This window comes from Streptomyces sp. NPDC018029 (genome assembly GCF_044327655.1).
Lineage (GTDB): Bacteria > Actinomycetota > Actinomycetes > Streptomycetales > Streptomycetaceae > Streptomyces.
Genome location: NZ_JBIRFV010000005.1, coordinates 189805 through 202364 on the forward strand (window position 1 = coordinate 189805; position 12560 = coordinate 202364).

Below are 12560 nucleotides of genomic sequence, written 5' to 3' on the forward strand. Positions count from 1 at the left end.
GCCCTAGGCGAGCTGCTTGGGCAGATCGTCCGCGTGGACGACGATCAGGCCCGACACGGCACGGGTCAGTGCCACGTAGAGGCGGCGCAGGCCCGTGCGTTCGTCGGGCTCGCCGTCGACGACGGCGGCCGGCTCGTCGAGTACCACGTAGTCGTACTCGAGCCCCTTCGCGAGGGACGCGGGCACCAGCGTGAGGCGGGTGTCCGGCGTCGTCTCCTCGCCGGGGGAGAGATACGTGATCCCGGCCGCGGCCAGCGCCCCGGCGAGCGACGGAATCCGGGCGTCCGCGGCGATGAGGCCGATGGAGCCCTCCTGCCGCAACGACTCCGCGCACGCCTCCAGGCAGGCCGCGTCCAGACCCTCGACACCCGCACCATCGTCCACCCGGCGCACCGCCAGCGAACCCGGCGCCTCACGCACCGAGTCGACCGCCGTGAGACCCGGCGCGATGTCCGGCAGCAGCCGCGACGCGTACGCGATGACCTCGCGCGGCACGCGGAAACCGGCCGTCAGCTCCTCCACGACGGCACCGTCCTTGCCGAGGTGCCGCAGCGCCTCGTCCCAACTCCGCGTCGCCCACGGCGTGGTGCCCTGCGCGAGATCGCCGAGGACGGTCGCCGAACCCGTCGTGCAGCGCCGGCCCACCGCGCGGTACTGCATGGGGGAGAGGTCCTGGGCCTCGTCGAGCACGACATGCCCGAGGGAGTGGGTGCGGGAGACGAGGTCGGTGGCCTCGTCGATCAGTACGGCGTCGGCGGCGGACCACTTGGCGGACTTGACGCTCCGCGCGGGCTTCGCCCACAGAACGGCCTTCTGCTCCTCCTCACTCAGGATCCCCCCGGCGTGCGCGGCGAGGAAGTCGGCGTCCGACAGCAGCCGCAGCACGAGCTTCGCGGGGTCGACGGGCGGCCAGACGGCCTTGACCGCCGCCTTCACCGCGGCGTTGCGGGCGACGGCGTCCTGCACGCGGTCGTCCGGCGCCTCGCCCGCCTGCTCCATGCGGACGAGCACGGCATGCGCGATGCGCTGCGGCAGGGCGTCCCGCGCGGCCCCGTACCGGATGTCCCGCGCGAGCAACTCACCGACGATCTCTTCGAGTTCATACGCGGGGACACGCCACCTGCGCGACCCGCGCACGACGACGACCGGCTCGGTGGGCATGGTGACGTGCGACCGCACCGCCTTGCGCAGCACCTCCGCCATGCGGGCGTCGCCCTTGACGAGGGCGGCGGCCGGCTCGTCCGTGCCGCGCACCTCCACGTGGGCGACGAGGTCGTCGACGGTGGCCTGCTTGACCTCCAGCTCGCCGAGCGCGGGCAGGACCTGCTCGATGTAGTGCAGGAAGGAGGCGTTCGGCCCGATGACCAGGGTGCCGGTGCGGGCCAGCCGCTCCCGGTGCGCGTACAGCAGATAGGCGACCCGGTGCAGCCCGACGGCGGTCTTCCCGGTCCCCGGCCCGCCCTGCACACAGACGCTCCCGCTCAGCCCACTCCGCACGATTTCATCCTGCTCGGGCTGAATGGTGGCGACGATGTCCCGCATCGGCCCGACGCGCGGCCGCTCGATCTCGCGCTGGAGCAGCCGGCTGGTCCGCTCGGCCTCGCCCGGGTCGCTGAGGTGCTCGTCCTCGTATGCGGTGAGGTCGCCGCCGGTGTAGCCGAAGCGGCGGCGCAGGGCGATGTCCATCGGGTCCTTCTTGGAGGCCCGGTAGAACGGCTGGGAGACCGGCGCGCGCCAGTCGATGACCATCGGGTCCCCGCCGGCGTCGTGCACGTGCCGCCGCCCGATGTAGAACTGCTCGCCCTCCGCGCCCTCCGCCTGCTCGGCGCCGGGCGCGTGCAGATAGTCGAGCCGCCCGAAGAAGAGCGGGGTGTGGGCGAGATCGGCGAGCGACTTGATCCGTTCGTCGAGCTGCCGCTCCAGGACCGCGGCGTTCACCCAGTTCGCGGTGACGTCACGGATGTCGAGGGCCTCGGCGTCCTCACGCATGGCGCGCAGGGCGGCACGGGACGCGGCGAGGTGGCCGCGCTCCCGGGCGAGGGGGTCGGGTTCGGCGTGCGCGTGCACGGGGTGCCTCCGGCGGTTCAGCGGTGTCGTGGTGCTGGCTCATCGGGCTGCCATCCGGTTTCCGTCCGGACGGCGGCACTCCGCGCGGGAGGCCGGGGAAGAGGGCATCTTAGACCCGACATGAATGCCCCTGCCAACGACTTTTCCCCCGACGGCCCCTCCAGGGTGGGGCCGCCCTCCCCTCAAGGGTGGGGGCGCCCGCTCAGGGGCGCGGGGAACTGCGCGCCCAGCCACGACGCACCTGCACTCGGCAAACGACCCTCAGGGACCGCTGCCCCAGGGGCGCGGGGAACTGCGCAACAAACGACGACGCACCGGCACCCGAAAGACGGGCGCCAGGGGCCACCCCCCCAGGGGCGCGGGGAACTGCGCGCCCAGCCACGACGTGGCGACACGCGAAAGACGACCGCGGGGGGCCCTCCCCAGGGGCGCGGGGAACTGCGCGAAAACCACGTCGCGCCGGCACCCGGCAGACGGGGCTTCAGGGACCACCCTCCCAGGGGCGCGGGGAACTGCGCGAAAAACCACGACGCCCCCGCCCCCGGGAGCCGCGCCTCACTCGTCGGCAAGCTCGGCAACCCCCGTGATCCGGTGCAAGGGAAACGTACGGACCTCATCCGCAGTGTGGTCGTAAGCCGTCACAAAGCCCCCTTCGACCCGCACCGGCGCGATGACACGCTGACTCGCGGCCCCCTCCGCGTTGACGTAACCGATCCACACCGCCTCACCGGTCATCACCGCGGCCTGCATCGTGGCGAGCGTCTCGGCAGCGGTGGTACGCGGCAGCCGCCCGTCCGCCGCCGCCGAGGCGGAAGAGGCCGACGCCGGCGCCACCTTCCGGGGCGCCGTGGACGCCAGATCCCCCGCCCGAATCGCCCGCACCGCGGCGTCGATGAGCGTCGCCCCGGGCACCGGCGGCCCGTCCGGCACGGGCTCGGGCGCCGAACGGGGCGGCGTGCGGTGGGCGTGGGCGCGGGTGATCAGGACGTCGCCCTCCGCGCTCTCCGCGGCGGGCGCGAACCCCATGGACCGCAGCCCGTCCAGGAGCGCCCCGGGATCCGCCTGGGCGGCGAGCACGGTGGGCGCGAGACGGCGCAGTCGCAGACTCTGCGCCCGCTTGTCCGCCATGATCTCGTCGAGCATCGCCTCGTCGTCGCACCGCACGTACGCGGAGGCGGCGCCGATCCGCAGGTGGCCGTGGCGGCGCGCCACGTCGTCGATCAGATAGGCCAGGGGTTGCGGGACCGGCGTACGGGAGTGGGCGGCGAGGAAGGCGTGCAGGTCGGACGCGGACTGCCCGGCGTCGAGCGCGCGGCGCACGGAGCCGGGGGAGAAGCGGTAGACGGTGGCGCCGCCCTTCGACTCGACGTCGGCGAGCACGGCGAGGGCGTCACCGAGCGGCCGCTCCAGCGGGCCGGGGGCGACGGCGGTGAGGTCGGCCTGGAGGAGGACGTGGTCGAGTGGCTTGGGGAGAAGCGGCGCAAGGAGCTCGGCGGCACGGGCAGCGGCGAGCCGACGCTCGCCGGCACTACCGGCACCCGCACCCGCCCCGGTACCCGCACCCGCACCGGCAGGGACAGCGGCACCAACACCGGCATCCGCACCTGCACCGGCAGGGACAGCGGCACCAACACCGGCACCCGCACCGAGGCCGCCCCCCGCTCCCCCATTCCCTTCAGGCAACAGCGCCCGCCCATGCGTCGACAACGCCCCCCGCCCCGTGACACCCAGCAACTCCGCCTCGTCCAACGTCCATTGGGCGATCCGGGAGCGCAGGTCCGGAGCGGACGCGGCGTCGGCGGGACGGTTGCGGCCGGCGGGCGGGCGCTCCCAGTGGAGCCGGGCCTGGAGGGACTCAGGGTCGGGCGCCGAGCCCTCGGGAAGCGTGGCGAGGAGCGCGAGGACCCGGTGGCGTACCTCGGGGGCCGACGACCGGTCGAGGTGCGGACCGAGCGCGGACAGCGTGCGGTCCTTGCCGTCGCGGCCGCCGACCAGACCCGCCGTGCGGGTGGCCGCGAGCCAGGCACCGGCGAGCGCGGCCCAGCGCTCGGGGGCGGGCAGCTCCTGCCATTCGTCGTACGCGGGAGTCGCGGCGTACCGTTCGTCGGCCTCGCCGTCGGACGCCAGCAGGCCCGCGGCGTAGGCGAGTTCGACCCAGAACGCGGCCAGCGGCTCGGACGTGTCGAGCGCCACCGCGGTCCGCTTGAGGTCGCGCACGCTGAGGCCGCCCGCGCGCAGCACGGCGGGGCCGCCCTCGTCCCAGTCCTTCAGGAGTTCCTCGACGGTGGCGAGCGCGGTGTACGCCTGCCCGGCGGCGGTCGCGTCCACAACCTGTGGACGGTGTTCGCGCGCGACCTCGACGGGCGGCGGCGTCGGCTCGACCGTGCGGTGGGCGCGGCCGGCGCGCAGGTGCAGGGCGGCCTCGCGGGGCAGTACGACGGTGCCGGGCGCGGTCGGAAGGAGCAGCCCCCGGTCGAGGAGCCAGCGCAGGTGCCGGGCCGGATCGGCGGTGACCTGTCCGTAGGGCGGCCCCCACACCAGGCGGGAGAGCACCTCGACGGACTCGGCGGACGCCTCGTCGAGCAGTGCCGACATGCGCGTACGGTCCGTGAACAGCGCGGTCAGCGACTGCACGGCGGACACCGCGTCGTGCGTCGTCGGGAGCCCGGCCGCCGCGACGATGTCCTGGATGCGGGTCGGTGACATCCCGGCCGTGGCCTCGGCGACGGTGGGGCCGAGGCCGGTCGGGGACGGGTGCTGCGGTGAGGGGGCGAGGAGCTCCCGCGCGGTGCGGACGAGCCGGAGCCGGTCGTCGGTCCCCCATACGAGGGCCTGCTCGTGGAGCGTGCCGAGGGCGCGCCGCAGCGCCCGCTCGACGGCCGGGTCCCCGACGTCCCCCGCGAGCAGCCCACGCACTTCCTCGTACGAGGCGGGGTCCGACGCCACGGCGAGCGCCTCGGCGACCTGCTGCGCGAACCGGTCGAGCCGCTCCAGGGCCCGCACCACGGAGGCCCGGGTCCCCGCCCGCGTGGCGAGCTGGGTGAGGTCGCCGGGCACCGGGTTCAGCAGGTCGGGCCGGTACCGGAGCAGGTCGGCGAGCGCGCCGTCCTCCCGCGACCGCAGCGCTTCGGCGAGGGAACGGGGCGTCTCCGCCCCGCGAGGCGATACGGGCGCGCTCGCGCCGGCACTGTCCGTGGGCTGCGGCTCGTCGGTGCTCATCCGGTTCACGGTAGCGGGTCGGGCGCTCCCGCATCCGCCCTCACGCCCGCGCCGGGGCCCTTACCCCCTGGGGCCCGCCCGCCCCGCGACGCGAACGCCAGAAGCGCCTCGGCGTCGGTGATGCGGGCCCGCAGGTGGTGTCAGCCCCTCGGCGGCGGCTCGATGTCGTGCTCAGTGGTGCGCATGCGTGGATCACCATGCGGCCGCCGGGCGCAGATGTTTTGCACCCCCAGGCAGAGACGGCCTCGTCACAGCGTCGCGCAGCCGCGCTCTCCGGGGGAACGTCTCTGCCGGTCTCGAAAGGATGAACGCACTCGGAGTGACGGGACATCGCGGCGCGTCCCCGCGAAGGTTCCTCATGGTCACATCAGCCCACGAGGCGTCTCACCGGATCTTCCAGGACCGGCCCGAAATCCTCGTACCGGTCTTCGAGGCGCTCGACCTGCCTTTCCCGGAGAAGGCGGCCGTGGACGTCCTCACCCCTGACGCGACGGAACTGCTGCCGCTGGAGCGCCGCGTGGACAGCGTGCTGCGCGTCCAGCCCTCCGACGGCGACGACTTCCTCCTCGCCATCGAAGCGCAGGGGCGCCACGACGCGGACAAGGAGACGAACTGGCCGTACTACGTGGCCTACCTACAGGCCAAGTTCCGTCTGCCGGTCCTCCTGCTCGTGGTGTGCAAGAGCCGCGCCACCGCGAAGTGGGCGGTGGGGCCATTCAGTTGCGGAGCACGCGGCTGGACCGCCCAGAGCACGTACCCCTTGGTCGTCGGCCCGGACAACGTACCGATGATCACCGAACCGACCTTCTGGACGTCGGCCTGGGGAGTACCCGTGCCGGAGAGAAATGGAGAGAGCTGATGACCTTCGTCACCTACTTCCCCGGGCGGGGTACCGTCCGCGAGACGGCGTACCTCGAGGGCAAGGAAGAGGGCGAGCAAGAAGGCGTGGCCAGGGGCGAGGCCAATGCCATCCTCCGCGTCCTGGAGGTGCGCGGGGTCGACATCCCCGAGCACGCCCGGGAGCGCGTCAGCAACTGCACCGACTTCGACCTGCTCAACCGCTGGCTGGACCGGGCGGTCCATGCCGAGAGCATCGACGATCTGTTCGCCGGGGACGGCGGAGGCGTCTGAGGGACGGCCGGACCAGAGCCGTCACCCACGACCTGCGCAGACTTCAGGAGGTCACCGAGGCATTCGCCGAGGACATCGCAATCCCGGCCTCGGCAGTCGACGTACCGGTGACCTGGAGGCGGCGGGCATCGCCTTCGGTGCGGCCGCCGTCGCCTTCGAGGAGACCGACGACGAGACATAGCTCGCCCTTGCCACTCGCCTCAGGAACGAGACCCGCGGGCAGTCCGGCCGGCGTCGGCGCGGGTGGTTGCCGAACTGGTTGCCCGGACCCCTGTAGCCGACGTCACCACCCCGATCCGTCCCCATGCGGCACACTGGACGTTTGGCCTATGGAAAGGGCGCTCGCGTGAACGGTCCCCTCATCGTCCAGTCGGACAAGACTCTCCTGCTCGAGGTCGACCACGAGCAGGCCGACGCCTGTCGTCGGGCCATCGCGCCGTTCGCGGAGCTGGAGCGGGCGCCCGAGCACATCCACACGTACCGGGTCACCCCGCTCGGGCTGTGGAACGCGCGGGCCGCCGGGCACGACGCGGAGCAGGTCGTGGACGCGCTCGTGGAGTTCTCGCGGTATCCCGTGCCGCACGCCCTCCTCGTCGACGTCGCCGAGACGATGGCGCGGTACGGGCGCCTCACGCTCTCCAAGCACCCCACCCACGGGCTCGTGCTGACCACCACCGACCGGCCGGTGCTTGAGGAGATCCTGCGGTCGAAGAAGGTGCAGCCGCTCGTCGGCGAGCGGATCGACCCGGACACCGTCGTCGTGCACCCCTCCGAGCGCGGGCAGGTCAAGCAGACGCTGCTGAAGCTGGGCTGGCCCGCCGAGGACCTCGCCGGGTACGTGGACGGTGAGGCCCACAAGATCGACCTGGACGAGAGCGGCTGGTCGCTGCGGCCCTATCAGCAGCAGGCCGTCGAAGGGTTCTGGCACGGCGGCAGCGGTGTCGTCGTGCTGCCCTGCGGGGCGGGGAAGACCCTCGTCGGCGCGGGGGCCATGGCGCAGGCCAAGGCGACCACGCTGATCCTCGTCACCAACACCGTCTCCGCCCGCCAGTGGAAGCACGAGCTGGTGAAGCGGACCTCCCTCACGGAGGACGAGATCGGTGAGTACAGCGGGACGCGGAAGGAGATCCGGCCCGTCACCATCGCCACGTACCAGGTGCTCACGACCAAGCGGAAGGGCATCTATCCGCACCTCGAGCTCTTCGACTCGCGGGACTGGGGGCTCGTGATCTACGACGAGGTGCACCTCCTGCCCGCGCCCGTCTTCAAGTTCACCGCCGACCTCCAGGCGCGGCGGCGCCTCGGGCTGACCGCGACCCTCGTGCGCGAGGACGGGCGCGAGTCCGACGTCTTCTCGCTCATCGGGCCCAAGCGGTTCGACGCCCCGTGGAAGGAGATCGAGGCGCAGGGCTACATCGCGCCCGCCGACTGCGTCGAGGTCCGGGTCAATCTGACGGACAGCGAGCGGCTCGCGTACGCCACCGCCGAGGCCGAGGAGAAGTACCGGTTCTGTGCGACCACCGCCACGAAGCGGAAGGTCACGGAGGCGCTCGTCAAGAAGCACGCCGGTGAGCAGACCCTCGTCATCGGGCAGTACATCGACCAGCTCGACGAGCTCGGCGAGCACCTGGACGCGCCCGTCATCAAGGGCGAGACGACCAACGCGCAGCGCGAGAAGCTCTTCGGCGCGTTCCGGGAGGGGGAGATCTCCGTCCTCGTGGTCTCCAAGGTCGCCAACTTCTCCATCGACCTGCCCGAGGCCACCGTCGCCATCCAGGTGTCCGGCACGTTCGGGTCGCGGCAGGAGGAGGCCCAGCGGCTCGGGCGGGTGCTGCGGCCCAAGGCCGACGGGCACGAGGCCCGCTTCTACTCCGTGGTCGCCCGCGACACCATCGACCAGGACTTCGCCGCCCACCGGCAGCGGTTCCTCGCCGAGCAGGGGTACGCGTACCGGATCGTGGACGCGGACGAGCTCCTGGCCCAGTAGCCAGTAGCCAGTAGCCGGTAGAGGAGAGCCGGGGGTCTAGGCGCCCGCCAGCATCGCCGCCGGGATCACCAGCACCGACGCCAGCGCCCACACCGTCCGCAGCCACGCCGTGCGCGAGTCGCGCGGCGTGAGCCAGCCCGCCGTCAGGCCGCCGAGGCCGCCGAGCGTCGCCAGGACGTAGCGGCCGACCACCTCCTGGTGCTCCGGCGACGACGCGTCGCCGAGCTCCGCGTCGAGCGCGACCACGAACCAGCCGAGCGTGAGCAGCAGGAGGACGAGCGGGGTCGCCAGGGCCAGGGCGAGGACGCGGGAGGGCCGGGGGACCGGATGGGCGGCGGCGTAGGCGGCGTTACGCGCGGCCCACTCGTGGCGGGACTCCGTCTCGGGGTGCGGGGACGTCTCGGGGTGCATGCAGCGAGTCAACCCGCGGGCGCGGGGCGGGCACCTCGGTGCGCGTACTCAGGTACGTACTCAACATCGGCGCCAGAGCCAGCGCCAGCAGCGCGTACGGCGACGCAAGCGGCTGCTGCCACCACGGCAGGCACAGGTCCAGGTCGCCCTGGTGCGGGAGCAGCCAGAAGCTGCGGGCGGTGAAGAGGACGGCCACGGCGGCGGCCGCCCGCGGCCTGCCCTCCGCGATCAGGACGGCGAGGAGCGGCACGCACCACACCCAGTGGTGCGACCAGCTGATGGGCGAGATCAGCACGGTCGTGAACGCGGCCAGGAGCAGCGCGCGGGGCTCGTCGGGCGTGCGGTGGGCCAGCCAGAGGCCGGCGGCGGCCGTCACGGCCGCGGGGACGACCCAGGCCGCGCCGGGTTCGGCGTCGTGCAGGAGCCGGGCGACCAGCCCCTGAAGGGACTGGTTGTCGACGATCCACGCCTTGCCGACCCGGCCCGTCTCGAAGACCCGCCGCGTCCAGAACTCGACGCTCGCCGCGGGCAGCACCACCGCGCCGAGCAGTACGGTGCCCGCGAACCCGGCGAGCGCGGTGGCCGCCTCCCGGACCCGCCCGCGCAGCAGCAGGTACGCGATGAACACGGCGGGCGTCAGCTTGATGCCGGCCGCGACGCCGAGCGCGAAGCCCTTGCCGAGCGCGCCGGACGGCCGGGTGAGGTCCCAGAGGACGAGGCAGGCGAGGGCGAGGTTGATCTGGCCGAACAGGACGGTCTGGAAGACGGGTTCGAGCCAGAGGGCGAGGGCCGTGGCGGCACACAGGGGCGCGACGCACGCGGGGAGGCCCGCGAGACGGCAGGAGAGGCGGATCAGGAGGGCGAGGAGACCGGCGTTGCCGACGAGGAAGACGGCCTTCAGGACCCCTACGGGAAGCCAGGTCGTCGGTACGAAGAGGATCGCGGCGAACGGCGGGTAGGTGGCGGGCAGTTCCCACTCCGTGACGGTGAAGCCGTACAGGTCGCTGCCGTTGGCGACGGCCGCGCCCTCCGCCCGGTAGACCAGGGTGTCGACCATCCGTACGTCCTGGACGACGCAGAGGACGGCCAGCGCGGTGAGAGAGACCGCGAGCAGCGAGGCGGCTGCGAGGAGTGAGGGTTTCGTCACCGCACGTGATGTCACGGCGTGACTTTAATGGACCTCGTGGCGCGGGCGAGGGCGCCCGGCCGGGGCGGGTCAGCGGTGTCGTACGCCCGCTCCGTGGCGTGCGTCAGCGGTGTCGTACGCCCGCTTCCTCGGCGTACTCACCGAGCACGACGACGCCGAACGCGGCGCTCGCCAGGACCTTCGCGGCGCGCAGGACGCCGCTCACGCGATGCGGGTGCGGGGTGCCCCGGCCGTCGGCGGCGGGGTCCGCGGAGGAGTGGACGGACACGGGGGTGAAGGTTGCTGCGCTCATGACTTCATGATGGTTTCCGGGCGCCCTCCGCACATCGCCCTGCGGTGCGACCCGCCCCTCGCTCTCCGGTGCACCTCACGGCGGATCCCGTACACCCTGAGACGGACGGCGACCCCTAGGGTGCGGGCGCCCTGTGGCCCTGAGACGGTAACGTCGGGAGCGCTGTGCACAACCGCGGCGCGTCAACGCAGCCGCCCCGGAGGGGACTTCGTGGGGATCGAGAGCGATCAGCTGGTCTACGACTATCTGAGTCGGGTCGGAGACCTGGCCCAGCAGCGGCAGTTGCCGTCCGGCGACCGGATGCGGCTGGTCGCCGACCTGCGGAACCGGATCGACCGGGGCCGGTCGGCGGGACCCGCGGGCGACAGCCCCGCCGCGGTCCGCCGCATCCTGGCCCGCCTCGGCACGCCCGAGGAGGTCGTCGAAGCGGCGGGCGGGGCGTCCGGCGACGTACCGGAGGACCCGCCCGCGGAGAAGAGCGCCCCCGCCCGGCAGAAGAGCCCGAGGAGTCCGAGGAGCCCGAGGAGTCCGAAGAGTTCGAATAGTTCGAAGAGCGTGCAGAGTCTGCGGCGCGTCGTGCCCGGGCCCCGCCGCGAGAGCTCCTCGAAGGCCCCGGCCGCCCCGGAACAGCCCGCCGACTTCGAGGGCGCGTCGCCGCCGCACCTCGCGGGCACGGACGAGCTGGGGCCGAGCGGTTCCGAGCCCGACTGGTGGCGGGTGGACAGCAGCCCGTTCGGCCTCGCCGACAGCGTCCCCGGCTTCGTCGGCGGCGTGGAGATCCCGGAAATACTCAAGCCCCCGCCCAAGGAGGACCCCGAAGAGGCGGACGAGGACGAGGAAGGGGCGGACGGGTACGCCTACGAGGAAGAGGCAGCGGAAGAGGCGGCGGGCGAGGGGGCACGCCGGCGGTGGTGGCGGGTCGGCCGGGCGGGCGGCGGCGCAGGACCGGGCCTCCCCACGTTCAGCAACCCGCTGCTCCTGCTCGCCGCCGCGCTCCTCGTCGTCGGCGCGGTCCTCGGCAACCTCGTGGTCCTCGGCGTCGGCTGGCTCATCACCTACGTCTCCCGCAGGCTCACCCCCGCCGAGGTGAAGTTCGCCGTCCTGTGGCTCCCGGGGCTCGCGGTGGCCGCGGGCATCACGTGGCTGTGGGGGCGCGCCGACAAGGGCTGGGGCGAGCCGATCGCGGACGGGCGCATGAGCGACGCCATCGGCGACACCTGGCCGTGGGTGGTGCGCGGCGCGGCCGTCGCCTCCGCGCTCTTCCTGCTGTGGAGATCGCAGCGGCGACGGCCGTGAGGCACCACCCGGCAGGGGCCCTACTTCTTCGTCAGGGCCGTCTGCATCTCGTCCAGGATCTTGTCCGCCGCGGTGTAGCCGATGCCCTGGATCCACAGCGCGTCGTCGACGGTGTGGACGTTGCCGGACTTCACGGCCTTCATGTTCTTCCACAGGGCGCTGCCGGTGGTCTGCGTCTGCTTGGCCTTCTTCGGGTCGCCGTACGTCGACTGGAAGATGACGTCCGTGTCCGCGAGGTCGATCTTCTCGGGGGACAGGTCGTAGGAGAAGCCGTCCTTGGCCTTCGCGGAGATCGGCGCGCGGCCGAGGCCGACGTCCTTGAGGAGCGTGGCGATGTAGCTCTGGTCGCCGTAGAGGCGGATGTCGGCGCCCTCCATGAAGCGGATGACGTTGACCTCGGTCCGCTCGGCCTCGGCGGGGCCGCCGATGGCGGTGGTGACCTTCTTGGCGTGCGCCTTGTAGTCGTCGACGACCTTCGCCGCCTCGGCCTGCTTGCCCATCGCTTCGGCGTGGACCTGGAAGTTCTCCTTCCAGGGGTAGCCGGTCGTCTCCGTCATGACGGTCGGCGCGATCGCCTTGAGCTGGTCGTACTTGGCGGCGTGCCGGATCTTCGACGTCAGGATGAGGTCGGGCTTGAGCGCGGCGATGGCCTCCATGTTGGGGTTCAGCATCTCGCCGACGTCCTTGATGCCCTTGACCTTGTCCTTGGGCAGGTAGCTCGGGAAGCCGGACTCGGCCTCGACGTGCGTGGAGCCGACCGGCTGCACGCCGAGCGTGATCGCGGAGTCCAGCTCGGCGGTGTCGAGGACGACGACGCGCTGCGGCTTCTCGGGGACCTTCACGTCGCCCATGGCCGTCTTGACGGTACGGGTCTTGCCGCCGGCGGCGCCGGACCCGTCGGAGTCGGAGGAGCCGCAGGCGGAGAGCGCGAGCGCGCCGGTCAGGGCCAGCGATCCGGTGAGGAGCGCCCGGCGGCGCAGCGGGGAGCGGGAGGGGGTCATGGGGACGCC

10 protein-coding genes are annotated in these 12560 nt (G+C 72.9%); 4 read left to right on the forward strand and 6 right to left on the reverse strand.

All coding sequences use genetic code 11. The features are described from left to right. Nucleotides 1-3 precede the first annotated feature (3 nt). Entirely contained in the window at nucleotides 4-2067 is a 2064-nt protein-coding gene (locus ACH4D5_RS17180; protein ID WP_398302969.1) for a HelD family protein, read from the reverse strand. A 555-nt stretch (nucleotides 2068-2622) separates the two neighbouring features. Continuing rightward, nucleotides 2623-5286 (reverse strand): helicase-associated domain-containing protein, encoded by a 2664-nt coding sequence (locus ACH4D5_RS17185; protein WP_398302971.1) that lies wholly within the window; start codon nucleotides 5284-5286, stop codon nucleotides 2623-2625. 358 nt (nucleotides 5287-5644) lie between these two features. Between ACH4D5_RS17185 and ACH4D5_RS17190 the strand changes: the two genes are divergently transcribed. The 3 genes from ACH4D5_RS17190 (at nucleotide 5645) to ACH4D5_RS17200 (ending at nucleotide 8404) form a co-directional block, all read left to right on the forward strand. Then, nucleotides 5645-6145 carry a hypothetical protein gene (locus tag ACH4D5_RS17190; protein ID WP_398302973.1) on the forward strand — a complete coding sequence of 167 codons (501 nt, stop codon included), beginning with the start codon at nucleotides 5645-5647 and terminating at the stop codon, nucleotides 6143-6145. After that, nucleotides 6145-6417, forward strand: a complete 273-nt coding sequence (locus ACH4D5_RS17195; protein ID WP_398302975.1) for a hypothetical protein — start codon at nucleotides 6145-6147, stop codon at nucleotides 6415-6417. Before ACH4D5_RS17190 ends, ACH4D5_RS17195 begins: the two co-directional genes overlap by 1 nt. A 346-nt stretch (nucleotides 6418-6763) precedes the next feature. Next, complete coding sequence (locus tag ACH4D5_RS17200; RefSeq protein ID WP_398302977.1) at nucleotides 6764-8404, forward strand: DNA repair helicase XPB; 1641 nt, start codon at nucleotides 6764-6766, stop codon at nucleotides 8402-8404. 36 nt (nucleotides 8405-8440) lie between these two features. Here ACH4D5_RS17200 and ACH4D5_RS17205 read toward each other — a convergent pair whose 3' ends face one another. The 3 genes from ACH4D5_RS17205 to ACH4D5_RS17215 form a co-directional block, all read right to left on the reverse strand. Beyond that, nucleotides 8441-8815: a hypothetical protein gene (locus ACH4D5_RS17205; protein ID WP_398302979.1), complete on the reverse strand. Its 375-nt coding sequence runs from the start codon at nucleotides 8813-8815 to the stop codon at nucleotides 8441-8443. Beyond that, nucleotides 8754-9977, reverse strand: coding sequence for a glycosyltransferase 87 family protein (locus ACH4D5_RS17210; protein ID WP_398302981.1), 1224 nt, complete (start codon nucleotides 9975-9977; stop codon nucleotides 8754-8756). The genes ACH4D5_RS17205 and ACH4D5_RS17210 overlap by 62 nt, the downstream gene beginning before the upstream one ends. 88 nt (nucleotides 9978-10065) lie before the next feature. Next, nucleotides 10066-10254 carry a hypothetical protein gene (locus ACH4D5_RS17215; RefSeq protein WP_398302983.1) on the reverse strand — a complete coding sequence of 63 codons (189 nt, stop codon included), beginning with the start codon at nucleotides 10252-10254 and terminating at the stop codon, nucleotides 10066-10068. A 210-nt stretch (nucleotides 10255-10464) separates the two neighbouring features. Between ACH4D5_RS17215 and ACH4D5_RS17220 the strand changes: the two genes are divergently transcribed. Further along, nucleotides 10465-11550 (forward strand): HAAS signaling domain-containing protein, encoded by a 1086-nt coding sequence (locus ACH4D5_RS17220; RefSeq protein ID WP_398302985.1) that lies wholly within the window; start codon nucleotides 10465-10467, stop codon nucleotides 11548-11550. 20 nt (nucleotides 11551-11570) lie between these two features. On the opposite strand, the gene ACH4D5_RS17225 is transcribed toward ACH4D5_RS17220, so the two are convergent. Then, nucleotides 11571-12551, reverse strand: coding sequence for an ABC transporter substrate-binding protein (locus tag ACH4D5_RS17225; protein WP_398302987.1), 981 nt, complete (start codon nucleotides 12549-12551; stop codon nucleotides 11571-11573). Nucleotides 12552-12560: the final 9 nt, after the last annotated feature.

Bases quoted from the DNA above. Each gene is read 5' to 3' on its own strand.
- ACH4D5_RS17215 (WP_398302983.1), bottom strand. From the start codon at position 10,254: ATGAGCGCAGCAACCTTCACCCCCGTGTCCGTCCACTCCTCCGCGGAC.
- ACH4D5_RS17185 (WP_398302971.1), bottom strand. From the start codon at position 5,286: ATGAGCACCGACGAGCCGCAGCCCACGGACAGTGCCGGCGCGAGCGCG.
- ACH4D5_RS17195 (WP_398302975.1), top strand. From the start codon at position 6,145: ATGACCTTCGTCACCTACTTCCCCGGGCGGGGTACCGTCCGCGAGACG.
- ACH4D5_RS17190 (WP_398302973.1), top strand. From the start codon at position 5,645: ATGGTCACATCAGCCCACGAGGCGTCTCACCGGATCTTCCAGGACCGG.
- ACH4D5_RS17205 (WP_398302979.1), bottom strand. From the start codon at position 8,815: ATGCACCCCGAGACGTCCCCGCACCCCGAGACGGAGTCCCGCCACGAG.
- ACH4D5_RS17225 (WP_398302987.1), bottom strand. From the start codon at position 12,551: ATGACCCCCTCCCGCTCCCCGCTGCGCCGCCGGGCGCTCCTCACCGGA.